This window comes from Psychrosphaera haliotis (genome assembly GCF_009728465.1).
Lineage (GTDB): Bacteria > Pseudomonadota > Gammaproteobacteria > Enterobacterales > Alteromonadaceae > Psychrosphaera > Psychrosphaera haliotis.
The window spans coordinates 746,165-772,046 of record NZ_WOCD01000001.1; the positions used below are offsets into that span (position 1 = coordinate 746,165).

The 25,882-nt window shown below is 39.6% G+C and carries 22 protein-coding genes and 3 pseudogenes; 5 read left to right on the forward strand and 20 right to left on the reverse strand.

The genetic code is table 11. The annotated features are described in order from the left end of the window. The 8 genes from GNP35_RS03375 to rppH form a co-directional block, all read right to left on the reverse strand. Positions 1 to 1,245 (reverse strand): sterol desaturase family protein, encoded by a 1,245-nt coding sequence (locus GNP35_RS03375; protein ID WP_155694503.1) that lies wholly within the window; start codon positions 1,243 to 1,245, stop codon positions 1 to 3. A gap of 265 nt (positions 1,246 to 1,510) precedes the next feature. Continuing rightward, entirely contained in the window at positions 1,511 to 1,999 is a 489-nt protein-coding gene (locus tag GNP35_RS03380; protein WP_155694505.1) for a hypothetical protein, read from the reverse strand. Positions 2,000 to 2,018: 19 nt separating this feature from the next. After that, a complete protein-coding gene (locus GNP35_RS03385; RefSeq protein WP_155694506.1) occupies positions 2,019 to 2,870 on the reverse strand; it encodes a thymidylate synthase in 852 nt (283 codons plus the stop codon). 87 nt (positions 2,871 to 2,957) lie between these two features. Next, positions 2,958 to 3,776 carry a prolipoprotein diacylglyceryl transferase gene (gene lgt, locus GNP35_RS03390; RefSeq protein ID WP_155694508.1) on the reverse strand — a complete coding sequence of 273 codons (819 nt, stop codon included), beginning with the start codon at positions 3,774 to 3,776 and terminating at the stop codon, positions 2,958 to 2,960. After that, the gene (locus tag GNP35_RS03395; protein ID WP_155694510.1) at positions 3,770 to 4,579 is read right to left on the reverse strand and encodes a sulfite exporter TauE/SafE family protein; all 810 of its coding nucleotides are present in this window, start codon (positions 4,577 to 4,579) and stop codon (positions 3,770 to 3,772) included. The genes lgt and GNP35_RS03395 overlap by 7 nt, the downstream gene beginning before the upstream one ends. A 12-nt stretch (positions 4,580 to 4,591) precedes the next feature. Then, entirely contained in the window at positions 4,592 to 6,262 is a 1,671-nt protein-coding gene (gene ptsP / locus GNP35_RS03400; protein ID WP_330997700.1) for a phosphoenolpyruvate--protein phosphotransferase, read from the reverse strand. Next, positions 6,250 to 6,870 (reverse strand): GAF domain-containing protein, encoded by a 621-nt coding sequence (locus GNP35_RS15460; RefSeq protein WP_230961267.1) that lies wholly within the window; start codon positions 6,868 to 6,870, stop codon positions 6,250 to 6,252. Before GNP35_RS15460 ends, ptsP begins: the two co-directional genes overlap by 13 nt. A 12-nt stretch (positions 6,871 to 6,882) precedes the next feature. Next, complete coding sequence (gene rppH / locus GNP35_RS03405; RefSeq protein WP_330997684.1) at positions 6,883 to 7,473, reverse strand: RNA pyrophosphohydrolase; 591 nt, start codon at positions 7,471 to 7,473, stop codon at positions 6,883 to 6,885. A gap of 137 nt (positions 7,474 to 7,610) precedes the next feature. On the opposite strand from rppH, the pseudogene mutH reads away from it, so the two are divergent. Together mutH and GNP35_RS15465 are read left to right on the forward strand one after the other, a co-directional pair. Then, positions 7,611 to 8,289 (forward strand): annotated as a pseudogene (mutH, locus tag GNP35_RS03410) (DNA mismatch repair endonuclease MutH). 80 nt (positions 8,290 to 8,369) lie between these two features. Further along, a pseudogene (locus GNP35_RS15465) lies at positions 8,370 to 9,025 on the forward strand (DUF1415 domain-containing protein). 202 nt (positions 9,026 to 9,227) lie between these two features. On the opposite strand, the pseudogene GNP35_RS03420 reads toward GNP35_RS15465, so the two are convergent. From GNP35_RS03420 to GNP35_RS03435, 6 genes and pseudogenes are all read right to left on the reverse strand, one after another. Further along, a pseudogene (locus GNP35_RS03420) lies at positions 9,228 to 11,569 on the reverse strand (S9 family peptidase). 199 nt (positions 11,570 to 11,768) lie between these two features. Further along, complete coding sequence (gene tyrS, locus GNP35_RS03425; RefSeq protein WP_155694512.1) at positions 11,769 to 12,968, reverse strand: tyrosine--tRNA ligase; 1,200 nt, start codon at positions 12,966 to 12,968, stop codon at positions 11,769 to 11,771. 178 nt (positions 12,969 to 13,146) lie between these two features. Further along, positions 13,147 to 13,218 (reverse strand): hypothetical protein, encoded by a 72-nt coding sequence (locus GNP35_RS16465; protein ID WP_414153667.1) that lies wholly within the window; start codon positions 13,216 to 13,218, stop codon positions 13,147 to 13,149. Then, the gene (dgt, locus tag GNP35_RS03430) at positions 13,218 to 14,156 is read right to left on the reverse strand and encodes a dGTP triphosphohydrolase (protein WP_269139904.1); all 939 of its coding nucleotides are present in this window, start codon (positions 14,154 to 14,156) and stop codon (positions 13,218 to 13,220) included. Before dgt (GNP35_RS03430) ends, GNP35_RS16465 begins: the two co-directional genes overlap by 1 nt. A 2-nt stretch (positions 14,157 to 14,158) precedes the next feature. Next, positions 14,159 to 14,614 carry a dGTP triphosphohydrolase gene (gene dgt, locus GNP35_RS15975; RefSeq protein ID WP_269139905.1) on the reverse strand — a complete coding sequence of 152 codons (456 nt, stop codon included), beginning with the start codon at positions 14,612 to 14,614 and terminating at the stop codon, positions 14,159 to 14,161. Positions 14,615 to 14,729: 115 nt separating this feature from the next. Next, a complete protein-coding gene (locus GNP35_RS03435) occupies positions 14,730 to 15,122 on the reverse strand; it encodes a hypothetical protein (protein ID WP_155694514.1) in 393 nt (130 codons plus the stop codon). A 138-nt stretch (positions 15,123 to 15,260) separates the two neighbouring features. On the opposite strand from GNP35_RS03435, the gene GNP35_RS03440 reads away from it, so the two are divergent. Together GNP35_RS03440 and GNP35_RS03445 are read left to right on the forward strand one after the other, a co-directional pair. Beyond that, positions 15,261 to 15,860, forward strand: a complete 600-nt coding sequence (locus tag GNP35_RS03440) for a YigZ family protein (RefSeq protein ID WP_155694516.1) — start codon at positions 15,261 to 15,263, stop codon at positions 15,858 to 15,860. A 6-nt stretch (positions 15,861 to 15,866) separates the two neighbouring features. Then, positions 15,867 to 16,685, forward strand: a complete 819-nt coding sequence (locus GNP35_RS03445) for an ion transporter (RefSeq protein WP_155694517.1) — start codon at positions 15,867 to 15,869, stop codon at positions 16,683 to 16,685. 9 nt (positions 16,686 to 16,694) lie between these two features. Here GNP35_RS03445 and GNP35_RS03450 read toward each other — a convergent pair whose 3' ends face one another. The 3 genes from GNP35_RS03450 to GNP35_RS03460 form a co-directional block, all read right to left on the reverse strand. Further along, on the reverse strand, positions 16,695 to 17,183 hold the full coding sequence (locus GNP35_RS03450; RefSeq protein WP_155694519.1) for a hypothetical protein: 489 nt from the start codon (positions 17,181 to 17,183) through the stop codon (positions 16,695 to 16,697). A 100-nt stretch (positions 17,184 to 17,283) separates the two neighbouring features. Continuing rightward, positions 17,284 to 18,759 carry an NAD-dependent succinate-semialdehyde dehydrogenase gene (locus tag GNP35_RS03455; protein WP_155694521.1) on the reverse strand — a complete coding sequence of 492 codons (1,476 nt, stop codon included), beginning with the start codon at positions 18,757 to 18,759 and terminating at the stop codon, positions 17,284 to 17,286. Positions 18,760 to 18,822: 63 nt separating this feature from the next. After that, entirely contained in the window at positions 18,823 to 19,509 is a 687-nt protein-coding gene (locus tag GNP35_RS03460; RefSeq protein WP_155694523.1) for a type 1 glutamine amidotransferase domain-containing protein, read from the reverse strand. Positions 19,510 to 19,640: 131 nt separating this feature from the next. Here GNP35_RS03460 and GNP35_RS03465 point away from each other — a divergent pair, with 131 nt between their 5' ends. Further along, positions 19,641 to 20,534 (forward strand): LysR family transcriptional regulator, encoded by an 894-nt coding sequence (locus GNP35_RS03465; RefSeq protein WP_155694525.1) that lies wholly within the window; start codon positions 19,641 to 19,643, stop codon positions 20,532 to 20,534. An 11-nt stretch (positions 20,535 to 20,545) separates the two neighbouring features. Here the strand turns inward: GNP35_RS03465 and GNP35_RS03470 are convergent, their stop codons facing one another. The 3 genes from GNP35_RS03470 to GNP35_RS03480 form a co-directional block, all read right to left on the reverse strand. After that, positions 20,546 to 21,058 carry a DUF2058 domain-containing protein gene (locus GNP35_RS03470; protein ID WP_155694527.1) on the reverse strand — a complete coding sequence of 171 codons (513 nt, stop codon included), beginning with the start codon at positions 21,056 to 21,058 and terminating at the stop codon, positions 20,546 to 20,548. Between the two features lie 10 nt (positions 21,059 to 21,068). Beyond that, positions 21,069 to 22,673, reverse strand: a complete 1,605-nt coding sequence (locus GNP35_RS03475) for an amidohydrolase family protein (RefSeq protein ID WP_155694529.1) — start codon at positions 22,671 to 22,673, stop codon at positions 21,069 to 21,071. A gap of 106 nt (positions 22,674 to 22,779) precedes the next feature. Then, on the reverse strand, positions 22,780 to 25,881 hold the full coding sequence (locus tag GNP35_RS03480) for an efflux RND transporter permease subunit (protein ID WP_155694531.1): 3,102 nt from the start codon (positions 25,879 to 25,881) through the stop codon (positions 22,780 to 22,782). Position 25,882: the final 1 nt, after the last annotated feature.

Genomic DNA, 25,882 nt, shown 5'->3' on the forward strand with positions numbered 1-25,882 from the left:
TTAATTTCCTGGAATTATTTTTTTTATATTTATGTTATTACTTTTTGACCGGTAACTTCCTGCCAGCCAAATCAAACTACTGAGACCATAAAGCATCGAAATTTCTAACGGCCATTCAAATTGGTACGGTGACAAAACAATAAAGCTTCCCCAAAGAGCAATTTTTAACGTTTCAAGCTGATGAGACCATTTTGTGTTTTGTTGTAATTTACCTAATGTAAACAAACCAAACCCTATAACTATCATGCTAACTACATTAAAGGAATTGTCCACCTTTGGAGCTTGATACAAAATAACTAACGACAAACAAAGTGTCACTATATGTTGGTACAGAATATAAGTTTTTGTTGTTATTGAATTGGCGACATCAAATTTAACTTGCTTATAAGGGTCAAATTTAGGGCCAGGATACTTTTCAGAAACGTCATCGGGACGCCAGCCAGTTTTTTTGTACCAAACCCTAAATTTATCCGACCATTTTTTTGTTCTAACTGAGTCTTGCAATAGCACCCAGTAAACTTCAAAGTTTGCCCAAATTGGATTCCAACTCGCAAGAGGGACTGTAACCCCATAAATAACAGGCTCTTCATCTAACTCTTTTTGGTATGTGCCTAAAAGTCTATCCCACAAAATGAAAACGCCGCCGTGGTTTTTATCAAGATAAACAGGGTTTTGGCCATGATGGACTCGATGATTACTTGGCGTCACAAAAACGAACTCGAACCAAGCTGGCATTTTATCTATATGCCTTGTGTGAACCCAAAATTGGTATACAAGGTTCAGTGAGCCTACCGCAATAAATATAATCGGCTCAAAGCCTAAAATTGCCAATGGAATATAAAATACAAAGTTAACGACTCCACCGCTGGTTTGTCTCAACGCTGTTGTTAGGTTGTATTCTTCGCTTTGATGATGAACAACATGCGACGCCCATAAACCATTTATTTCGTGCGAGCAGCGATGATAAAGGTAATAACAGAAGTCATATACAACAAAACCGGCAACCCAAACCCAAACAGATTGGCTGTTTAACTCAAATAAAGATATGTAAGGAAAGATCCAAGCGTATACAGAGAATTGAACTGCTTTTTTAGCAAGTCCAGTTAACTGACTTAAAACACCTAGGTGCAGCGAGTTTATTGCATCATTTGTTGAATAGTAGTTGGTCTTTCGCCACCAATTGACGAGTAACTCTAGGCCTACAAGCAACAAAAAGAATGGAATTGCAATGGCGACAAAGTTCATACCATCTCTCTTTTCTGAAGTAGCTAATTGCTATTTTTTTATTATTATTTATTCAGACTATCACAAGTTTTTAATTTGTCTATTGGCCAACTGTAACAAAAAACCCAGCACAAAGCTGGAATACCATTTAATACAAGTGATTGTTTAAATTAAAAAATAACCAGAAAAACACCTTGCTAGCACTGCCTATTTGCAGCGAAAGTGAATTGATTGAGATTTAACTTCAGTGACAAATAAAAGTTAGCGGAGAACTTTGTGAAGAAAATTAAAATTTATGGTTGTAAGTAAAATTAAAATACCATCCAGTAAATTTGTCATTTGCAATCAACGGCATATCAAATGTTGTATTGTCTCTTGCAGCAATGATTTTATCGTAGGTGTGGATTTTTTTGTTGAATAGTTTAGATGGCTGAACTTGATAAGTGTATGAGAACTTTTGCCCAACCCCAGCAAAACCCTCAGCATAAACCAATACTTCAAGGGTACATTGACTATCGTTTCCTATTCTATATTCAATGTATTTTCCAGAAACCTTAGCCAATAGTTGATCGAGCTCAGTAGAACTTTCTTGGTTATTTTTTCTAGGAGTATATCTTTCAATTCTAGCGGACTTTGCTAGCTTACAAGCCAGTGCTGAGAGCTCGTTAAATACATTACTGTTGAGTTGATAGTTATTCACTAGGTCTTCAAATGTCGGCTTCTTTGAGCAGGAAGACAATAACAAACCCAACAACAATGTAATAACGGTTCTCATACAGGTTACCCCTCTCTAACTAAACAGAAAAAGGATATTTAATAGCTTCGTGGCACTCATAACCTTCAACGGTAAAGTCATCCAAGGTAACCCAGGTTTCAATATCTTCTAACGATTTGATTTTTGGGTTGATATGCAGCTTAGGAGATTCAAATGGTTCACGCTTAAGCTGAACATCTCGCATCAACTCAAGTTGATCTTCATAAATATGTGCGTTAACAATTTTATGATACGCCTTGCCCGGTTTATTCCCAGTAATTTGCGCTACTAATGCTAATAAAACAAATACTTGAATTTGATTAAAGTTAAGGCCTAACGGCACGTCGCAAGAACGTTGATAACTAGTTAAGTGTAATGTATCGCCTAAAAGTGAAAACGTGTGGGTATGCATACATGGACGTAGGCAACCCATGTGAAATTCACCAGGATTATAAAAAGATAAAATCTCACCACGGTCATCAATACCGTTTGAAAGATCATCCACCAGCTTCTTCAACTGATCTACAAAACCACCATCCGGTTTTGCCCATGCACGGCCTTGAACACCGTAAACACGACCCATGTCATCTTCACCTTTACGGTGTGGGTTGTTTAGCCAAGCTTCATTTTCGTTGGCATTTGCGTTCCAAGTATTACATCCAATAGCTCTAAAGTCTGCGGCGTTGTCATAACCTTTTAAGTAACCAAGTAGTTCAGCAATGGCTGCTTTCCAAAAACTTTTGCGCGTAGTGATAAGCGGAAATTTATTACCTGCCACATCATAATTTAACTCAGCATTAATCACCGTAAGACAGCGCTTACCTGTGCGCTTGTTTTCTACCCACTCGCCTTCTTCTACTATTCGGCGACACAAATCTAAATACTGTTTCATAATAATTCTCAAAAAATCTGCTAAAAGACCAGCTTAAAAGTCTTGAAGTGTAAGACGCTAGGATTTAAGGCCCTAAAGTTTTACATCTTAAGGTGTAATCAACTTTCCATTTTCTGCTTTTGGGTTGGTTTTTATAGACCACACCATTAAGCCAAGTCCAGCCAATGCCATTGGTAATGACAACCACTGTCCCATCGACATACCTAAAGTAAGTAGGCCTAAGTGATCATCTGGCTGCCTAAAATATTCAACGATAAAACGAAACGAGCCATAACCCATTAAGAACAAACCACTTGCAGAGCCAACGGCTCTTGGTTTTTTTGAATACCAATAAACAACAAAGAATAAGACAAATCCCTCTAAAAAGAACTCATACAATTGCGAAGGGTGTCTAGGTAAAGGCCCAGCGTTAGGGAATACAATGCCCCATGGTGCATCTGTAGTGCGGCCCCACAACTCTGCATTTAAAAAATTGCCTAATCTACCAGCACCCAAACCAATTGGAACCAGTGGCGCAACAAAGTCTCCAATTTGTAAGAACGATACTTTAGTAATTCGACTAAATATGAACAACACAGCAATTACGCCCAACAAGCCACCATGGAAAGACATACCACCTTGATGGATCATAAATAGATATAATGGATCTTCGATAAATCGTTCAAACTGATAAAAGAATACATAACCTAGACGACCGCCTAGTACTGCACCCATAAATCCATAAAACAAAAGGTCAGAAAGTTGCTGCTCTGTAAATGGCGAACGACCACTTTTAACGGCTTTCATACCTAGGAAATAAGCAAAGCCTAATCCTATTAAGTACATCAATCCATACCAACGAACGGCTAAAGGGCCAATTGAAAATATAACGGGATCAATCTGTGGGAATATAATCGGATCTACCAAACCTGCAATACCTCTAATAATAATTTAATTGAAACAAGCATCATAAAGACAGCAAAAACCTTCTTTAGTTGCGCTTGTTGTAATTTTTGTCCTGCTTTAACGCCCCATGGCGCTGAAAAATATGAAAAAGCCATGATCATAAGGGCCGTTGGCCAATGAACATAACCTAAAAAGTCTACGGAGTCTGTCCAACCCCAGCCAGCCCATAAATAGCCAATGGTACCAAACACTGCAACTATAACACCGGAAATGGCAGCGGTTGCTATAGCTTGCCTTACGTGCACACCTATAAAGGTCATATATGGAACAAGAATTGCGCCACCGCCTAAACCAGCCATTGCAGCTAAGGTGCCAGTTAAAATGCCACCAAAGCCTAATTTAGTATTATTTATTTCATGATCTTCATCAGCAACATCATGTTTTCCACGCCACATTAGTATTGCAAGAATAATAAGTAATACAGCAAATATTTTGGTTAACCAAGCAGAGGATAATTGTACCGCAATTTGTGATGCAATCATTGCTGATAAACCGACAGTTACAATAACTGGTCGCGTTATTAGCCAATCTACATTGCCATTTTTATAATGACTACGTCCTGACGAAAATGCAGTGATACAAATAGTAAATAGCGAAGTAGCAATTGCGATAATAGCCACATTACTTTCATCAACCTGAGGCAACTGAGGCAATAAATAAAGCAGCACAGGTATAATAACAATACCGCCGCCTATACCTAAAAGGCCCGACAAAAAGCCAGCAATAATGCCAAGAATAGGCGTAAAAATAAGTAGGTCTGTCACGTTAAATCCAATTTAATTGCCGGCTCTAAGAATGCCAGCCGCACCGATGTTTAAGATGGTTCTGTTTACTCTAAATTTAACTTGGTCTGGTCTGGTGCAATCGAGTACATCTTCAACCAATTTTTGCAGTACTAGATGATCTGCTTTTTTCAATACCCATTTAACACGTAATACGTTTTGAGTATTCATACTCAGTTGGTCAAAACCCATACCCGTCAACAACATTGCGCCACCGGGATCACCTGCTAACTCACCACACACACTGCAGGGAATACCTATTTTTTTGGTTTCATCTGCAATCATTTTAATCGCCGTTAAAACCGTAGGGTGATAAGCATCATAAAGACCCGACACTTTATCATTATTTCGATCAACTGCTAATAGATATTGGGTTAAATCATTTGTACCAATGGAGCAAAAATCAATCTTGCCTTTTAATTTATCCAATTGAAAAATCATGCTTGGTACTTCAATCATCACACCAATTTTTGGCATTGGTACACGCGCCGCATTATCAGCGTCAAACATTTCTTTTTCGACTTCTCGATGCGCTTGTTTGATTAACCTTGACGCTTCTTCAATTTCACCAATATCCGATACCATTGGCAACATAATGTGTAAATTATTAGTCAGGATATTCGCTTTGATCATGGCTCTAATTTGAACTAAAAATATTTCTGAATGATCAAGCGTAAGTCTAATACCCCGCCACCCTAAAAAAGGGTTTTCTTCGATAATTGGAAAGTATGGCAATTGTTTATCACCACCCACATCCAGTGTTCTCATGATTACTGGCTTACCATCAAAATCACCTAAAACTTCTTGGTAAAAAGCTTGTTGCTCCTGCTCTGATGGAAAACGCTGACGCATCATAAATAGATATTCTGTTCGGTATAAACCTATGCCTTCAATGTGTTGTTGTTCAGCAATGTCGCCTTCAAAACCCATACCTGAATTAATATACATTGAAATTCGACGACCGCATGCCGTTTGAGCATACTCATCGGCTTCTTGTTTTAATAAATCGGCGAAGGCTTTATCTTCAGACTCTAACTTTCTGTATTCGTCTAAAATAGCTTCATTTGGGCAGATGAATACTTTGCCGCTGTAACCATCAACAATGATATCAACGTCGTCAAGTTGCAAAATAGGCACATCTCTAACGCCTATCACCGCAGGAATACCCAGCGCTCTGGCCATAATGGCTGCATGAGAGTTTTCAGCACCTTTAAAAGATACAATGCCAGTGATTTGTTCACGAGGGATCTCAGCCAACATTGACGCTGTTACTTCTTCCGCAATAATAATTGCCGATGTAGGAATTGCCAACGCCCTATTCGCTTTTGCCGTTAAATGTTCAAGTAAACGTCGACTTAAGTCTTTTACATCAACGGCGCGCTCGCGGATGTATGGGTCATCCATTTTTTCAAACTCGGCGATGTACTTTTCAACGACAATCTTCAACGCTGAAACAGCGCACCAGCCTTGATTAATTTTATCAACAACTTCATTGCCTAAACTCGCAGCATCCAATAGCTGTTGGTATACATCAAAAATAGCCAGAGCGTCTTTAGGCAGTTGATCTGACATACGCTGCGTCATTTGAATAATGTCTGCTCGAGTATTTTCTACCGCATTAAAATAACGCGCCTTTTCTGGTTCGCTTTCACTTACTTTTTTAATGAAACGTCAGAGAATTCAATGTTCGTTTGGACTAAATATGAATGGCCTATGCCAACACCGCGAGCACCGGATGCGCCTTGTAAAACCAAACCGGCATGTTCATTAGTTTGAACGTCTTGAGAGCGCAGTCGTAATGTTACGTTAGCAAAGGTTGAGGCTAGTTGAGCACTCAAGGTAACCAGGAAGGCTTCTTCTTGTTGCTCAAAATATCGAGACTCTGATTGTTGAAGTGAAATAACACCGAGTATTTTTCTACGGTGCATAATTGGCACCCCTAAAAAGCCAGAATAAGTATCTTCTTCTATTGCAGGGAATTGTTTAAAGCGAGCATGTTGGAGCGCATTATGAACTTTAATGGGTTCGCCACGTTCAGCGACCCAACCCGTTAATCCTTCGTCAAACCGCATTATAGTTTGACCAACAGCGTCAATATTTAATCCATCAGTGGCTTTGAGGCGTAATAATTTTTGATCTGGTTCGGCAAGGTAGATAGAACAACAATCTGTATTCAAACAGTACTTTATATCGCTGACGAGACTTGCAAGAGCCAAGTCTAAATTTGGCTCTTGAACAAAGTTGTGGGTGATGCGTCTCAGTTCGTCTAGCATAATATAAAAACGTTATTGTTGTTTTTGAGCTTTATTCCTTGGTTGTTGAGACTTTTGATTTCGTCGTTTAAATCGGTGATTAGCCGACTTATTACCCATATGATCACCACGTGATGACTGCTGTCTTCCCATAGGCATCACAATATGAGCAAACTCTTTCATTACACGTCGATAAACGTCTCTTTTGAACGATACGACATTTCTAATTGGATACCAGTAACTTACCCAGCGCCAATCATCAAATTCTGGATGGTTTGACTTTAATAAATCTACATCGGATTCTTTGCATCGCAAGCGCAGTAAAAACCATTTCTGTTTTTGACCTATACATATCGGCATACTTTCGCGACGGATAAGTCGCTTAGGTAAACGATAACGAAGCCAGTTTTTACTCACCGCCAGAATTTCTACATCATCTGGCTTAAGCCCCACTTCCTCTTCAAGTTCACGGTACATTGTTTGTTCAGGCGTTTCGCCTTCATCCACACCGCCTTGAGGATACTGCCAAGAGTGTTGTCCGTATCTACGAGCCCAAAACACCTGGCCTTTGTGGTTGCAAATCACGATGCCAACGTTAGGTCGAAACCCTTCGGCATCAATCACAGTTTCACCTGTCTTCTAATTCTTATATATGACTTGATTCTTCCACAAACGAAGTATTAGCGCAAACGTAAATTAGCACTAGCATCAATTAAATGGACGATAGATAATATAGATTCAAAATAACGAAGCTAATTGATATGAAATTACCCAATCCACCAAAAACTATTGAAGAATTACAATCACGTATCGACGCTGTCGCCGGTTTGTCTTTGGGTGAAATTGCCGAAGAGTTGCAAGTGGCAGTGCCAGAAAACTTGTTAGTTGATAAAGGTTGGAGCGGACAATTGCTTGAAGCTTATTTAGGCGCAACAGCGGGTAACTTGCCTGAGCCTGATTTCCAAGAGCTTGGTATTGAACTAAAAACCTTACCAATCAATGCCGAAGGAAAGCCTCTAGAAACTACGTTTGTTTGTGTCGCGCCATTATTGCTAGCAGCCGGACATCAATGGCAAGACAGCGGCGTATATAAAAAACTACGCCATGTTTTATGGGTGCCTATTATTGCCGAGCGCCATATTCCCGTTCCTGACCGTCAAATAGCTATGCCCTTTTTATGGCAAATGGACGCTAAATCGGAGCAAAAGCTTCAACAAGACTGGCTAGAGTTAACTGAATTTATTGTAATGGGTGAGCATGATAAAATTACCGCACACCACGGCGAAGTAATACAGCTCAGACCTAAAGCTGCAGATTCAAGCATAAGAAACCGCAGCAATAAGTAATGATGGTTCGCCAACGATGGCTCCACCAAAAGGGTTTTACTTGCGCAGCCAATTTACTCATGAACTATTAAAACAGCAGTTTAACTTAGACTAACCATAACATAGCGGAGTCAGTCAGGCCTTAAAAGCTAAACACTATCAAACTAACCTAGAACAAACTAAACAGGAAACACAATGCCGTCTAATAAAATAAGTAAAAATATATCTGACGTTCAAAAGCCCTGTCTAGAGAACAACGTTACTCCTAAGATTAGCAGTAATATTGATTCAGCTATTAATACCGATGTTAATTCTGCAATTGAAACAGAAGTATGGCAATGGTTAGATTCTGTGGTGATTGGACTTAATTTGTGTCCCTTTGCAAAAAGCCAAGAACGCAACAACAAATCGAATTGCATGTTAGTAATAAACCGTCGATGGTGGCTATTAGCGAAGATTTTGAAAAAGCGTTACTCAAACTCAGTAAAACACCGGCTGAACAAACAGATACAACAGTTTTTGTTATCCCACACTTACTAGAAGACTTTTATGTTTATTTAGACTTCTTGGACAGTGCAAATACCATTAACTCTGACTTAGGGTTTGAAGGTGTGTTTCAGCTTGCCAGTTTCCACCCAGACTATCAATTTGATGGTGCTGAAGCAGACGCTAGAGAAAACTTAACGAACCGAGCTCCTTATCCAATAATTCATATTATTAGAGAAGGTAGTATGAGCCGAGTACTCAAGCAGTATCCTGATCCTGAGCTAATTCCAGAGCGCAATATGGAGAAAATGGAACAATTGACCACGGATGAAGTAAACCAGTTATTTCCTTATTTAAACAAATAACTAGCTTTAACATCCTGCCGAAATTAATAAAGCGTTTTAGTTTTTAGTGCTAACTACAGACACAAAAAAGGCGCTAAGCGCCTCTTCTAAGTAAATTTCTATTGCTCATGAATTCCAGCTAGCTATTAACTATTAACTATTAACTATTAACTATTAACTATTAACTAGCCTAGTTAGCTGAAATCTCATCCACGTTATTTGATTACAAGTTTTCGATGAAAAAGTCTCGTAACATTGTCTTCAAATGAAGCGTGGTATTTTTACCTTCGTAAATACCATGGCTGCGGTTTGGATAAGACATAAATTCAAATTGCTTATTGTGTTTAATCAACTCATTAATTAAACGTTCCGCGCCTTGATAATGAACGTTGTCGTCTCCTGTACCATGGATCAGTAGTAACTTACCTTCTAAGCCATCAGCAAAGTTTAATGCTGAGCTATTTTTGTACGAATCAGGATCTGTTTTAGGGTTACCCGAATAACGTTCTTGATAAATAGTATCGTACAAGCTTAGGTCTGGAACCGCTGCAACGGCTACACCTGCTTTATACTTGTCATTGTGACGGAACAACAAGTTTAATGTTTGAGTACCACCACCAGAGTGACCCCAAACGCCAACACGATCAGTATCTATAAATGACCAGCGTTTTGCCATTTCACCTAATGCATCGGCCTGATCTCTAGCAGTAATGTCACCTAGCTTTTTATAGATAGACTTTCGCCAATCACGACCTTTGGGAGCACGCGTACCACGGTTATCTACCGAGGCAATAATGTACCCTTTTTGAGCCATCATCGAATCCCACAGATAGCTATTTCCACGCCAGCTGTCTTTTACTGTTTGTCCCCATGGTTCACCGTAAACATAAAAAATGATTGGATATTTTTTTGATTTATCCATGTTTGGAGGAAACATAATATAACCATCTAACTTTACGCCATCACGCGCTTTCACCTGGAAAAACTCGTGTGTAGGTAAGTTTTCTTTGGCTAACTGTGCCGTAAGTTCTTCATTTTTCACTAAGCTTTTTATTGCCTTGTGATCATTTACTGAAATAACTTGGCGCATAGTTGGTTTAGCAAAGCTACTAAATGAATGTCTTGCCCAAGAAGTGTCTTCTGACATGTAATAGTTGTTCGTACCCGAAAATTCCGTTGGGGTAATTCGAGTCACTGGCGCAGAGCCGTCTAACGTCGCTTTAAATAAGTAACGCTGTGAAACATCATCCGGACTTGCAGTAAAGAAAATCGCATTGTTTTCTTCGCTCAAACCTAACATGTCTACAATATCAAACTCGCCTGGTGTTAAATCAACAATGCTTTTGCCATCACGAGACACTTTGTAAAGGTGACGCCAACCGTCTCGTTCACTGTGCCAAATGAAGTCTTTGCCTTCATTAATAAATTGAGCGTCGTAAAACCACTCAAGAAACGCTTCGTCTTTATCAGTGTAAATGTTAGTTAAACTGTCAGATTTCCAGTTAAACACCCACAGTTTATTAGTATTTTGTGGACGATTTACATCTTGTATTAATAGTGAGTCACCGTTGCCAGCCCAAGAAATTCTTGGAATGTAGCGATCTCTGTTGTCGCCCTTTAACTCAGCCCAGCGTGTTTTTTTATCACTTAAACTTACCACACCGACTTTAACGGCTGAGTTTTGCTCGCCGGCTTTAGGATATGGAAATTGAGTTAACGTAGGATACAGCTCATCCGTGTTATTGATCATGATAAAGTTTTTTACACCCGACGTATCTAACTGCCAGTATGCAATACTTTTATTATCTGGACTCCAACGGAAACCGTCTCGAATTGAGAACTCTTCTTCGTAAACCCAATCAAAATTACCATTTACAATAATGTCACTGCCGTCGGTTGTTAGCTGAGTGACTTTGTTGCTGCCAACTGGCTGAACAAAAATATTATTGTCTTGAACGTAAGCTACTTTTTCACTGTTTGGAGAAAACTTAGCGAACATTAATTTTGCACTTGCAGGCTCTTCACCGCCTAGTTGCATTAACTTGTTGGTTTCTAAATTAAGTAACCAAAATCACCACGACTACGTGAGCGCCATACTTTTTGACCATTGGTAAAAACCATTAGCCATTTACCATCTTTAGACCAGTCGTAGCTTTCGATGCTCAACGGCTTGTCTTGTCCTTCAGGAATTAGGTTTTCAAAATTAACTAATACCTTACGGCCTGTACTATCAGGGTTATAAAAAACAATGTCATTGCCTGAAATGCCCTTTGTACTATCAGCATCTTTATCATCTAGCGCATCAATATCACTGGCCACTTCACCATCTTTGACGGGCGTGACCTTTTTCTCAATTTGACGACGTTCTAGTACCGTATAACCCGACCCGTCTTTTAACCATTTAAAATAAGTACCACGTTCGCTTTTAAACTCACGGTCCTGATAAATTCGTTCTAGTGATAATTCCTGCGACTTTTGTTCTGCTGTAGGCGAACTGTCAATACTTGCACAACCCGTTACAACCAACGCTGCAGTCATTAGCAAAGTAAGCTTTTTAACTAACATTGCTAGGCTCTCCCCTTTATATGTTTTAGATTAATTATGAATAATTAAAACTTATTATTACTCTAATACCAACACTACCACTGATTTTATTGGTTGTGGGCATTTGCCCGATCAAATAACAAAAAAGCCAGTCTAAGACTGGCTTTTTTAAATATAACCCGCTGGAAATATATTCAGCTGGGTAAAGTAGCGTTTATGCCTACCCTAACGTAATTTTACCAAACTTACGTTTACCTACTTGGAATATTTGAGTAGAGCCAAGTTCAACCATCATTTTACTGTCAGTTACTTTCTCTTTTCCATCAAGCTTTACCGCACCTTGTTTTATCATGCGCATTGCTTCAGAAGTACTGCCCACTAAACCAGCTTCTTTAAGTACATTAGCAATTCCCATTGCTTCTGTCGCCGCAACTGCTATTTCCGGAATGTCATCAGGTAATGCATTTTTTTGGAATCGCTTGATAAAGTCAGCGTGCGCCGCTTCAGCATCATCTTCAGAATGGAAACGAGCAATAAGCTCTTTCGCTAATTCAATTTTAGTATCACGTGGGTTTGCACCGGCTTCTACCTTGGCTTTTAGTTCTGCCACTTCAGCTAAAGGTCGGAAGCTTAATAAGTCGTAATAACGCCACATTAATTCATCACTAATAGACATTACTTTACCAAACATGTCATTTGGTGCATCTGTAATGCCAATGTAGTTATTAAGCGACTTTGACATCTTTTGAACGCCATCTAAACCTTCTAATAATGGCATCATCAAAACAGCTTGAGGTGTTTGACCTTCATCTTTTTGAAGCTCACGACCCATTAATAGGTTAAATCTTTGGTCTGTTCCACCAAGCTCAACATCAGCTTCCAAGGCAACCGAGTCCCAACCTTGCACTAATGGGTATAAAAACTCATGTATTGCGATTGAATGGCCACCAGCATAACGCTTTTTGAAATCATCACGCTCTAACATACGCGCAACAGTTTGACGTGCTGCAAGTTTGATCATGTCCGCTGCGCCAAATTTATCAAACCACGTTGAATTAAATGCAATGGTTGTTTTCGCTGGATCTAAGATTTTGAAAACCTGTTCTTTGTAGGTTTCTGCATTTTGTAAAACATCTTCTTTGGTTAACGGCTTACGAGTTGCACTTTTACCCGTAGGATCACCAATCAAACCAGTGAAATCACCGATTAAAAAAATGACTTCATGACCCAAGTCTTGGAACGTTTTTAGTTTATTAATTAAAACGGTGTGACCTAAGTGAAGATCAGGTGCTGTTGGATCAAAGCCGGCTTTAATTTTTAACGTTTTACCTGTCTTAAGTTTGTCGATTAGATCTTGTTCTGGCAGAATTTCATCTGCTCCGCGTTTTATCTCAGCAAACGCTTGATTGATATCTGTCATGAGTCATGCTTTTTAATTGGAAAAATAATGGCCTGCAGTGTACTGCAAGCCGAGTAAGTTTTGAATCCCGATGGTCAAAATTGTTGGAGATTTGTTAGCTTATTTTGCTAATAGCCGCTATCACTATATCGCGATTAACGATTTCAATTTAATATACTCATCAATACAGCTTAACGCGCTATATGGCTGACAAGTTATTGGCTTCTTCCAGTGCAAACTGATCAGTCATGCCGCTAACAAAATCTTGAATTAAACGGCAGCGATAGTAAAACTCAAAACAGCAAAATCGTGGCTGCTTCTTCGTTCTTTTAACGCTTCTTGGTAGGCTTTTAAATGCTTTTTAGGTAAACGTTTGTATAACCTAGCCTCTATTAAACCACCACGTTCACTGCCATCCACCATAGCTAAAAACTTTTCGTGTGGGTATTTAAGTAAAGGTGAGTATGCATTTAAAAGACCAGTGATAATTCGATAACCTTGAAGCTCTTTGGTTTCCACTTCATTAGTACTAAAAATATATCGTATAGCAACGGACTTAAAGGTTTCAATCATATGATGGAACACGCTACTGTCTTCTAAGAGCGCTCTATTTAGACTGCCATCAAAACACGTATCAACATTATCAATAAATGTTTGTGCAGCATGTTCTACTAACGGGTGAATCAACTGAACTCTAAGCCATACAAAAAATTCATGCGCTTTATTAATTGGCTCTTTTTCACTTCGACTTAATGCATAGTCAACGGCATCGGCAAAGGTTTTATTTTTAGCCAATGGAGTTGATGCTTGTTCACCAGCAATATATTCAAAGGTTTCTTTTAATTTACTGGCTAGCTTTTGACAATCCAAAATGCCTTTTTCAACGCCATCTTCAATATCCGCTAAGCAGTAACTGATGTCATCGGCCGCTTCCATCAAATACGCTAATGGAAACCTGTGTCCTAGTTTTATTTCTAGGTGCTCACGCATCGCATTAATGTCTTCTAACTCAGAATAGTAATAGCCAACTTTTTTCTTCAAATACGATAGTGGTTTGTCTTTATCTGGTTTTCTTTCTAGACCGCTGCGCGTGTACTTAAGAATACTGGCCGCTTGTGAATAGGTTAAATTTAACTTCAATAAATTGAAAATAATCCTGAATGCCTGCGCATTACCTTCAAAACTCTTTAATTCTAACTTTAACTGCAAACCTAGCATCTTGTCGTTGGCTTGACTAAAACAACGTGGTTATCTAACTCAGACTCAAACCAATGATTAATTGCAGATTCACCAAAGTGACCAAATGGCGGGTTGCCTATATCGTGCATTAAGCAAGCCATTTCAACTAAGGTTTCTACTTCTCTTTCAAAATCTTTTAGGCCTATCGCTACAGACTGCTCGTTTGTTAATTTCTTAAAAATGGTTCTAACAATGTGTCTGCCCGTTTGCTGAACTTCTAAAGAGTGCGTTAATCGGCTTCGAACTGCTGAATTCTTTTCTAGAGGGAAAACCTGCGTTTTTTGCTGTAGCCTTCTTATTGCCGCCGATTGGATAATTCGGCCACGATCACTTTCAAATTGCTCTGATAAATACTGATGGTCATAATTAGTACTCGCGTTTCTCGAGTACGAGCGGATTGCACTTATCTTTTTTGCAAAGTCTGTCATAGTTAGTATTGAATGTTCCAGCCAACCAATAATTTAGTGCGGTTGTCAAAAGTAAGATCAGCTTCTTTAAACCTATCGTTGGCACAGATAGGCGCACGTTTGTATTTGTAGTAGGTCAGTGAAGACTCTCTTGTAACACTACTTTTATGTTCTTCTGGTAAATACTCCAAGCATAATAAACCTGCTTTTTGGTCATGCCTCTTATTATTTTACATTCTAATATGGCTTCTTTGATGTCTTTAGGTATGGCTGGATAGCCCGATATATACTTTTCAGCACGAGCTCGTTGTTCATCTAGTTTGATTTGCAGCTTTTCTTTTTGACGAGAAAAGTATGACGACATAGATTCTGAACGATTTATATCGTAAGCCTCTTGCGAAGCAGGATCTTTGCAAGGATATGCCGAAAACTTAGCAACTCCATTTTCAATACATTTGAATATCTCAGCTTGGCTGAACGGACTTACTATTAATAAGCCAAGTGTTAGCAACAACATAAGCGTTTTCATGAAACTTCCATATCAATTTCTAATTAGATGTATCTGGCCTTTGTTTACTATGCCGTGGCATAATCTCGCCATTTAAATTACTGTTCCTAACTTATCAGTAATTAATCCAAAATTAAACCCAACTAAGCAGAGTCTTTAATGCGTTATCAGTTAGCTGAGACAATAAAAAACACATTAGAAATAAAAAAGAGTCAGTTTATAACGTGGCTTATTCCTATTGCCGACCGTGCAGAGGGAATGGAGTGGTTAGCAAAATCAAAAACGGAATACCCCGACGCAAGGCATCATTGCTGGGCCTATGTTTTAGGCGATTCGCCAAATTCACAATCAGCCGCCATGTCTGATGATGGTGAGCCGAGTGGAACGGCCGGTAAGCCAATGCTGAATGTTCTGCAACATAAGCCAGCCAATAATGTAATGGTTATTGTTATACGTTACTTTGGAGGAATAAAACTTGGTGCAGGAGGGTTAGTAAGAGCTTACTCTCAAGCTGTTGAACAAAGCTTTCAACTCGCTACACTGCTCCCTATTGTACCAAAAGCCACTCTTGACATAGTTTTACCATTTGCCAACGAGCAGTGGTTGAGGCATCAGTGCGATCAGTTGTCTGGAAACATCCTAAAAGTTAATTATCAGTCAGAAGTAAATGTAACAATGGAAATACCAGAGGCAGAATTATCAACGTTAACCGACTTACTCGTTGCACATCAATTTCAATATCGAACCCTAGAGAAATAGAAACAAATGAACTTAGAATCCATCCAAAACAAATTAGTCAAAATTCGTCATAACAAGCTTTTTGAATTATTTGTTATATCCGTCATTATTGCGTCTGCACTATTAGTTGGTGTGAAAACTTATGACGTTTCTTCAACTATGCACAAAGTCACGGTTTACTTAGACTGGTTTATTACCGCCTTTTTTATCGTTGAAATCGCCATAAGGTTCAGTACTGAAGACAATAAAAAGCGGTTCTTTCATGACTTTTGGAATCTGTTCGATACGATTATCGTGGCAATTAGTTTAATACCAATTGAAAATACTGACATGGCCCTTATCGCTAGACTGGTTAGGGTGTTCAGAGTATTAAGAATGATTTCCTTCATTCCAGAGCTCCGTATTTTGTTAACGTCTTTAATAAAGGCAATGCCTCAGCTTGGTTATGTCATGCTGCTGATGTTTATTATTTTCTACATTTATGCAGCAATAGGAAGTACGTTATTCGAAGATATAAATCCTGATCTTTGGGGCGATATTACCATTTCCCTACTTACCTTATTCAGGGTAATGACCTTTGAGGATTGGACTGATGTAATGTACGAAACAATGGCCGTTTATCCAATGAGCTGGATATTCTACTTAACCTTTATATTCTTTACGGCTTTTGCTTTTTTAAACATGGTTATTGGTATTGTGGTTAATGTAATGGAAGAGGAGCACCGAAAGGCTAGGTTCGAAAAGGAACAAGCCCTTAATGAAGAGCATGCCGCAGAACAAGACGATAAAATGGATGACATTCTTAAAGAGTTGAAATACTTGCGCGCTAAATTAGATGAAAAGTAGCCTTAAGGCTCACTCTTCAGTATCTGAGCTTGCTGACGTTAATTTGTCGCAAGCTCCAGTATCAATGATCACATCACTTATAAACTTAGCGTCGTCGTCGTAATAAGAATATACAAGAATTATTTTATTCTCTTTAAAAAAGAGCATATCAGACGAGTTACAAATGTAGTTCCCTGTATTCTCTGACATTTCTTCATTAAAAACATCAACATCCATATTATCTACGTAATAATTTAGTAAAGTGCTTTTGTAATAGAAGCGATTCCCTTTTACATATGAATTATCTAACCGAGTTTCGGTATCTATCATTTTAGGTAATGTTTTATTGAGTTGATTTGAGGCAAGGCTTAGCATTTGCTCTACTGTTACTTGGCCTTCAGCATTTTGACTATTGGTTAGGTTTGTCGATTTTGTATTGTGGGTTTGGCATCCAGACAGTGATAAGACCGAAAGTAGTAGTGGTACTGCTATTGGTACTGACAATAGTTTAATGTTCATAACGTTTCCTTGTTACAAATAGAACGTAAACGTTTAAATAAACACCAAGTCTAATAACACATTTGATATTTAGCAAGCCAAGTACCAATAAACGGAACCGTTAATAGGTTGTGCAGATGTACTTAATATTTAAATAATCATCGAGTCCGTACAAAGAGCCCTCTCTACCAAATCCTGATTGTTTTACGCCGCCAAATGGCGCGGCAGCGTTAGATATTAGCCCTTCATTAACACCTACAATACCGTACTTTAAGGCTCGGCTAACACGCTCTACTCTACTAATGTTTTGGCTGTAAAAGTAGGAGGCTAATCCAAATGGCGTATCATTGGCTAGTTGTACAGCTTGTTTTTCGGTTTCAAACTTTTGAATAGCAGCGACTGGACCAAATATCTCGTTCTGAGCAATTTCCATTTCGTTGTTAACATTGGTTAATACAATAGGCGACTGCATTGTATCGCTTAGGATTTGTCCGTAACTTTGGGTTGCTCCTTGCTCAATGGCGCTGGCCACTAACTCTCGAACGGAGTCCGCAGCTTGCTTATGTATCAAGGGTCCAATATCTACATCATCTAAACCATTACCAACATCGAGTAATTTTGTTTGTTCTATAAACTTTTCAACAAATTCATCATGAACAGCTGAATGGACTAATATACGATTGACGCAAACACAGGTTTGACCCGCGTTTCTAAATTTAGCTTTAATTGCACCTTCAACGGCGGCATCGATATCCGCGTCATCAAAAACGATAAAGGGCGCATTGCCTCCAAGCTCAAATGACACTTTTTTAACGGTTGATGCGCACTGCTTCATCAACTGCTTACCAACATTAGTTGAGCCGGTGAAACTGAATTTATCTACATCATCATGAGTGGTTAATACTTCGCCTATTTCCTTGGCATTGCTTCCAACAACGATATTAATAACACCTTTTGGAACACCTGCTCTTTCGGCTAATTCCGCTAGAACTAATGCTGATAAAGGCGTTAACTCTGTTGGTCTGGCAACAATTGTATTACCTGCAGCTATCGCTGGCGCTATTTTTCTTGCTAACATTGAGTTTGGGAAATTCCATGGCGTAATTGCCGCGACCACACCTACAGGTTGCTTTATGACTGTTATGGTTTGATTTGGCGCTAAAGCTGGGATCGTATCGCCATAAATTCGTTTACCTTCTTCGGCAAACCATCTCACGTAACTGGCTCCATATTCAACTTCGCCTAGAGACTCTTTAAGCGGTTTCCCTTGCTCTAAGGTCATTATAATAGCGAGGTCGTCTTTATGTTTTTGCATCAAGTCGAACCACGCCATCATTAAGTCATAACGCTCATAGGCCGTTTTACTTTGCCATTCCGCTTGTGCTTTTTTTGCAGCACCAATTGCAGAATTGACCAAGCTCATATCGTTGTCTTTCGATACTTCACTGACTGAAACCAACAAAGATTGGTCGTAAGGGTTAATAACATCAAACGTAACATCGGACTGATGCCATTCACCATTTATATAAGAGCCTGTTTTAACTAAAGTTGGATCCTTTAGTAACGCTTTTGTGTTAGAAATGGTTTTTGTCGTCATGTTATTCCCCCTCAATCTTTTTATTCTCTAATTCAATACCTGATTAAAGCCAGCTATGATCAATTACGCATTTAAGCGTTCAACCATTGCAACTGCGACAGCATGAGCAGACGCTGGGTTTTGACCTGTAATTACTCGGTCTTGTTTAGAAACAAATTCACTCCACGGCGCAGTCTTAACATAACGGCCAGCAGTGCGAGTAAGGCTTTCTTCTAATACGTATGGTATTTTGTCAATAGTACCAAACTCAACTTCTTCTTCACGAGTAAAACCTGTTACTTCAATATCTTCAATTAGTAACTTACCGTTTGATAATTTAATTGGTAATAAGCCAGCAGGACCATGACATACAGCACCAACAACGGCACCAGATTCGTATAGGCTTGCTGTCTGTTTAGCAACATCTTCATTGCTAGCCAGGTCTGTTAATAAACCAAAACCACCAGGGTAAAATACCGCGTTGTATTGCCCTAGTTCTAACGATGAAGCAAGTAGTGTATTTTCAATTTTTGTGCTAAAGGTTTTATCTTTTAAGATTGCGGCATTAACGTCATCACCTTCTGCATCAGTGCCGTATAAAGGAGCTGAACCGCCTTTAATTGATGCTATGTCATATTCCAATCCAGCTTTATTGAATACATCAATTGCGTGTGTAATTTCTGGCGCGTATGTGCCATTAGCCTCATCAGTCTCGCCTAGTGTTGCGTGATTTGTAACTAATACTAAAATCTTGTTTGAAGTTGAAGACATCTTCTTTCCTTATCGATTATTTATAAGTGTGTATCAATATAGTAGACCGTTTCCTCAATTATGATAATAACCTTTATCTAGAAAACATTATTGCTATAATGCAACAATCACATTTATCAAAGGTTTTAACTATGAGCACTTCTCTTTCATTTGACGGTATTTCTGAATTTGTTGCCGTTGCTGAAACTCACGGTTTCACAAGTGCAGCTAAACGACTCAATGTTTCTACGTCTCATATTAGTAGACAGATCGCTAAAGTTGAAAAGCATTTAGGCGTTGCGCTTTTTGCTCGAACAACAAGACAAGTAAAACTGACCGACGCGGGTTTTAATTATTACCAGCACTGCCAAGGTTTACTTGATGGCCTAGCGCAAGCCAATGAAGAGGTAAGTTATCAGCAAGTTGAGCTTACAGGCACGTTAAGAGTCTCCGCCGCGGGAGAGTTTGCTGAGCTTTACATAGTGCCCGTTTTGTTAGACTTCGCTAAGTTACACCCAAACCTAAATATTGATATCGATTTCAACTCAAAATATGTCGACTTTGTTCAAGAGGGCATCGACTTTTCAATACGTTATGGTCAGCTTAAAGACTCATCTTTGATTGCCAGAAAGTTAGTTGATAGACAACTCGTAGCGGCAGCCAGTGCTGAATATCTGGAAAAATTTGGCACGCCCCAGACGCCTCAAGAGTTAATAAATCATGACTGTATTGTAGCGATATCGGATCATTGGCGTTTTGAGCATGAGAAAAAAGAAATTACGGTAAAAGTAAAACCTAAGTGGCGCTCTAATAGTGGCCGTAGTTTAGTTCAAGCTGTTGAGTCAGGTATGGGGATTTCTTATATGCCTCAATCTAGCTATGGAACCAGCTTAATTGATAAGAGCGTAGTGCCAATACTAGAGCCCTATTGGAAAAAGCAGATACCTACTTGGATTGTTTATGCAAACAAACAGTACCTGCCCGCTAGAGCTCGATTGGCAATAGATTATTTAGTAGAGCATTTCAAAAACTGGCAAGATGCCTAGCTATTGAGCTATTACCACATTAAATCATCTGGAATGACATAGTCAGCGTACGGATCGTCCTCGTCCGGCTCTTCTATTTCATTTTGTGATACTAACGCTGAGTCATCTCTTAGTGCAATTTTATCGGAGACCACAGAAGGGATAACGGCATAATCATCGTTATAATTAACAATGGATAAAAGGCCATTAGCCAATTGTTTCTGAACGGCTGAATTGACCTTCAACGTTTTAACTTTATTGTCATCCATAAAGTTATAAGTAACGTCACCTCTTAGCTCAAGCATATTCATTTCAATTAGCTGCTTAATTTGCGCTTTTAACGCTTTTTGCTCAGCTTGATGCTTGATTTGGTTATTTAGCTCTTTATCTTTACTTAATTGCGCCGCACGCTTTTCTTCAGCGGCAGCTTTTACTTCACGCTTCATATCACGTGTTTTTTTACTGGCTTTTTTAGCCTTTTTTGCTTTTTTTTCGTTTGTTAAGCCAGCCTTTAAAAGCTGCTCTTGTAATGACATTTGTGCCATGGGTAACCTTTTATTTTGAATTCTTTGCGTCTTTAACTATTTCACGCACATCTTTTAGCAACTGTTGAGAGTCGTAAACTATGCCGTCTTTAACCGTAAATCGTAAACCTTTAACTCTGGTTGGCTGGTTATTATCATCCAACTTGTAATGTCCAGTTCCATACAAAACTTTAAAGTTATGTAACGGATTTTCAGTACTTATAATTAGATCGGCTCGTTTACCAATACTGATACTGCCTATCTCATCTTCCATACCTAGCGCTTCTGCGCCGTTTAAGGTTGCGGATTGAATCACTTCTAGCGGATGAAATCCAGCTTCTTGTAATAATTCCAGTTCACGAATATAACCAAAACCAAATATCTTATAAATATAGCCCGAATCGGAGCCGGTAGTAACTCGACCGCCATGGTTTTTATAATCGTTTAAAAACGTCATCCACTTTTTAAAGTTGTTTTTCCAATTTATCTCGTCGGCCGTAGTCCAATCAAACCAATAGCTTCCGTGTGCGTAGCGGCTTGGTTCAAAAAACTTCCACAGCACAGGTAAGGTATATTCTTCATGCCAAATCGCTTGTCGCTCTCGCATAAGATCGCGGCTTGCTTCATAAATGGTCATGGTTGGGTTTAATGTAAAATCGAGACTGATAAGTTCATCACGAACTTGCTGCCAGTGCTCAGAGCCAATATCGGTAGCTTGGTTCCAAAGCTTTCCAGCTTCGGCAAAACGATGTTGTTCGTTGTTGTAATTGTAGTTTGCAGGGTAATGTTGAATAGTCTTGTCTTCAAATAAAGCCTCGGGTAATCCGTACCAATGCTCCATTGTCGTAAGACCTAAACGTGCTGAATCTAAAGCACTCATGCTCATTACGTTAAGCTGAGCGTGATGCATCATGGTTCTTAGACCTTGCTTTTTTGCTTCATCTAGCGCCGCAGCCATTACCTTAGGTGTTGCGCCAAAAAACTTAATGCCTTTTGCGCCTTTACTTGCTATCAACTGAACCCATTCTCTGGCTTGTTTAGCAGTATAAATAGGCCCTTTATGACCCATTCCAAATCCAACGTAAGGTACGATGCGAGGTGCAACAATGGTATTTTTTTCACTGCGTCTTTTGTGCTCTAGCACCCAATCCAAGCCGTTAAAACTACCCGGTTCACGAATAGTGGTAATACCGTGGCCAAGCCACAACTTAAATACATACTCTGCTGGTACTCCGTCAGTTGAGCCTCCAATGTGACCATGCATATCAACAAAGCCTGGTAGTACAAATTGACCTTCAATATCAATTTCAACATCGCCTGGCTTTGCTTTTAGTCTGCCCTGTTCTTTTATTGGCACTCCAGGGTAACCTACTGAACGAATGTTTTTAATTCGTCCTTTTTCAATTAGGATGTCAACAGGACCTCTGGCTGGTGCGCCTTCACCATTTATTAAAATACCACCTCGAAAAATAATACGATCAGCTTGAAGGCCTTCGCTCGATTTTCTTTCTGGTGCTTTTTCACCTGGCCCGGCAACCGCTGATAATGAGCCCACCGATATGCAACTTACCAACACTACTGCACATAGTTTTTGCCACGCCTTCACGCGAAAAGCCAATTTTTGGTTGCCTGTCATCACTATCAACATCCTTCATTTAGTTATGTCGCTGTATTTATTCCATCAGCTTAAAACAAATCCTATTAAAAAAGGAGTCTGGTTTTAAGTTCTCAGTCACTTTTAATTAACTTTTAGGGTTTGCCTGCTGTTCTAACTGCTCATTTAATTTGTTTTCAACCGCTTTAGGGGAACCTGTATTTCTGGCAATCCAAAAGTAAGCCATTGGTACAACATAAAGCGTAAGCACAGTAGAAAAGGCAACACCAGAAAATATAACAACACCAATAACTTCTCGGCTTTCCGCGCCAGCACCGCTGGCTAACATTAACGGAACCGCACTCATTACCGTAGAGAATGATGTCATAACAATTGGGCGTAAACGTTGCTTAGCAGCGCGTATTAACGACGTTTTAAAGTCTCCGCCTTTATCTCGCAACTGATTGGTAAACTCGACAATGAGTATCCCGTTTTTGGCGGCTAAACCTATCAACATCACCAAACCAATTTGACTGTAAATGTTTAAACTTAGGCCCGCGATTTCCAAACCCATCAAAGCTCCAACGGCAGCTAATGGTACCGCCAACATGATCACCAGTGGATGAACAAAGCTTTCAAACTGTGCCGCTAACACCAAGTAAGTAATAGCCATGGCCATCAACATAACAAATGCAATAGAGCTGCCTGACTCTTTGTAAAGCGCAGACTCACCTTTATAGTCAACTTGAACCGCATCAGTAATATTCTCAGCAACAACTTGATTTAGGAAATCTAACGCCTCGCCTAACTTATATCCATCGGCCAAGTTTGCTTCAATAGTAATGCTGCGCATTCTGTTATAACGATTTAACGTGCCCGCTGTCGCTTGTTCTTTAATAGTAACTAAGTTAGACAATGGAATGAGTTGCTGCGTTCTAGCAGATCTCACGTACAAATCATTAAGCGCAGAAGGTGTTGCAAATGCTTCATCTGGGCCTTCTAAAACCACTTCATATTCTTGTCCGCGTTCAATGTAAGTTGTCGCGCGACGTTGCCCCAACGTTGCCTCTAATGTGCGGCCAATATCCGAAACCGACACACCTAAATCCGCAGCTCTCAGCGTATCAATCTCCACCAGCACCTGTGGCAAAGTTTCTTTATAATTACTGTCTAAACGAAGCAATTTAGGGTTTTTACGAGCTTCTTCTAAAATTATGTCTCGCCATTGTGCTAATTGCTCATAAGTATCGCCTTGCAATACAAACTGAACCGGTCGACCTAAACCTCGTCCGCCAAGACCACTTCTCATAATGGCAAACGCACGAACATCCGTTAACGACTGCATTTCCGCAGAAATTTCGCCCATCACTTGTTCAGTCGGTTTTATACGGTGGTCCCAATCTGGCATACCAATAATCGCAATACCGGCACCACCACCAAAGCCTGGTGTTCTCACAATTACTCGGTCTACTTCACCGCGTTCGTAATACTTCAGTAGCTTTTCTTCAACCTTGTCCATATTGGCCAAGTTACTTTTATAGCTCGCACCTTCGGCTGCTTGTACGATCATGAAAAAGTTACCACGGTCTTCTTGTGGTGCAAGTTCTTGTGGGATTGTTTTAAATAGCCCGTAAATAAGAGCAAGAGACATAAGCATAACAACAACTAAACCAGTTTTGTTAGACACGGTTTTGTTCAGCTGTGCTTCGTAGCTTGTTTCTAATTTATGAAAACCTTTATCTAACCACTGGCCTACTTTTGATTCGCGCTCTCGGTATTGTAATATTTTTGAACACAACATCGGTGACAATGTCAGTGCCGTAAAGCTTGAAAATATAACAGCGGCGGTTACAGCAATGGCAAACTCAACAAATAAGCGACCAACATTTCCTTCTAAGAATACCAGCGGTATAAATACCGCAACCAATACTAGTGTAGTGGCTATAACGGCAAACCCTACTTCTCTCGCGCCCTGATAAGCAGCTAATAGTGGTGGTTCGCCCTCTTCCATTCTTCGATAAATATTTTCTAGCACTACAATAGAGTCATCTACTACCAAACCAATGGCTAGAACTAACGCTAATAAAGTAAGTAAATTAATAGAAAAGCCTAAAACCATAAGTACCGTAAAGGTAGAAACCAATGCAACTGGCACAGTAATAGCTGGAATAAAGGTAGCGCGCACATTACCTAAGAATAGGTAGATAACCAGAACCACTAAAAATATAGCGATAAATAGCGTGTTATAAACTTCATCAATAGACTTAGCGATAAAAACCGATGAATCATAGGAGTCTTCAATTGATGTCCCTTCCGGCAATGTCGCTCGGATATTGTCCATCTCAGCTCTCGCGGCCTCTACAACATCTAACGTATTGGCTTTGGACTGTTTAATGATCCCTAAGCCAATCATGTTTGCGCCGTTCCCTCTAAAGGTATTTTCATCATCTTGTGCGGTTAACTCAACTTTTGTAACGTCGCCTAACCTTACTAAATAACCATCATCACCTTTTGCTACTACCATAGACTGGTATTGCTCTGGGGTTTTATAAGCTCTTGCTATTCGAACGTTAAATTCGCGATCAATAGATTTTATTTCGCCCGCTGGCAATTCCACATTTTCGCGACGAAGTACATTTTCAATATCAGCAACCGTCACTCCACGAGCGGCCATGGCATCTTTATCCAGCCATACTTTCATCGAGTAATCTCGACTTCCGCCAAGCCTCACACGAGCAACCCCATTTACAACAGCAAATCTGTCTACAATGTAACGTTTAGCATAGTCTGTCAGCTCTAATGTATTCATGGTTTCTGAGTTCAATACAAACCATACAACCACATCTTCATCGTCATTGGCTTTGAATACTTCTGGTGGTAACGCTTGGTCAGGTAAACTGCGCAGAGCTCTAGAAACTCGTTCTCTTACATCATTGGCTGCGGCATCAATATCCACCGCTGTTTTAAATTCTATGGTGATGTTTGAGCGACCATTACGTGAGCTCGAGTTAATATTTTTAACACCTGAGATCCCCGATATACGAGACTCTAGGATTTGAGTTATTTTGCTTTCAACTATTTCTGCTGACGCACCAGGGTAGGAAGTACTTACCGACACAATTGGAGGGTCAATATCAGGGTATTGCCTAAGGGCCAACATAAAGAAGGCAACAATACCGAAGGTAACTAGCAGTAGGTTTACAACCGTTGCAAAAACCGGTCGTTTTACGGAGATATCAGAGAGCAACATA

Excerpts from the sequence above, each read along its gene's own strand:
- dgt (WP_269139905.1), bottom strand. The coding sequence starts at position 14,614 with ATGACAGACTTTGCAAAAAAGATAAGTGCAATCCGCTCGTACTCGAGA.
- tyrS (WP_155694512.1), bottom strand. The coding sequence starts at position 12,968 with ATGACAGATATCAATCAAGCGTTTGCTGAGATAAAACGCGGAGCAGAT.
- GNP35_RS03475 (WP_155694529.1), bottom strand. The coding sequence starts at position 22,673 with ATGACAGGCAACCAAAAATTGGCTTTTCGCGTGAAGGCGTGGCAAAAA.
- GNP35_RS03450 (WP_155694519.1), bottom strand. The coding sequence starts at position 17,183 with ATGAACATTAAACTATTGTCAGTACCAATAGCAGTACCACTACTACTT.
- GNP35_RS03470 (WP_155694527.1), bottom strand. The coding sequence starts at position 21,058 with ATGGCACAAATGTCATTACAAGAGCAGCTTTTAAAGGCTGGCTTAACA.
- GNP35_RS03445 (WP_155694517.1), top strand. The coding sequence starts at position 15,867 with ATGAACTTAGAATCCATCCAAAACAAATTAGTCAAAATTCGTCATAAC.
- GNP35_RS03440 (WP_155694516.1), top strand. The coding sequence starts at position 15,261 with ATGCGTTATCAGTTAGCTGAGACAATAAAAAACACATTAGAAATAAAA.
- GNP35_RS03460 (WP_155694523.1), bottom strand. The coding sequence starts at position 19,509 with ATGTCTTCAACTTCAAACAAGATTTTAGTATTAGTTACAAATCACGCA.
- GNP35_RS03435 (WP_155694514.1), bottom strand. The coding sequence starts at position 15,122 with ATGAAAACGCTTATGTTGTTGCTAACACTTGGCTTATTAATAGTAAGT.
- GNP35_RS03465 (WP_155694525.1), top strand. The coding sequence starts at position 19,641 with ATGAGCACTTCTCTTTCATTTGACGGTATTTCTGAATTTGTTGCCGTT.
- GNP35_RS03375 (WP_155694503.1), bottom strand. The coding sequence starts at position 1,245 with ATGAACTTTGTCGCCATTGCAATTCCATTCTTTTTGTTGCTTGTAGGC.
- GNP35_RS03385 (WP_155694506.1), bottom strand. The coding sequence starts at position 2,870 with ATGAAACAGTATTTAGATTTGTGTCGCCGAATAGTAGAAGAAGGCGAG.
- GNP35_RS03455 (WP_155694521.1), bottom strand. The coding sequence starts at position 18,759 with ATGACGACAAAAACCATTTCTAACACAAAAGCGTTACTAAAGGATCCA.
- GNP35_RS03480 (WP_155694531.1), bottom strand. The coding sequence starts at position 25,881 with ATGTTGCTCTCTGATATCTCCGTAAAACGACCGGTTTTTGCAACGGTT.
- GNP35_RS15460 (WP_230961267.1), bottom strand. The coding sequence starts at position 6,870 with ATGCTAGACGAACTGAGACGCATCACCCACAACTTTGTTCAAGAGCCA.
- GNP35_RS03380 (WP_155694505.1), bottom strand. The coding sequence starts at position 1,999 with ATGAGAACCGTTATTACATTGTTGTTGGGTTTGTTATTGTCTTCCTGC.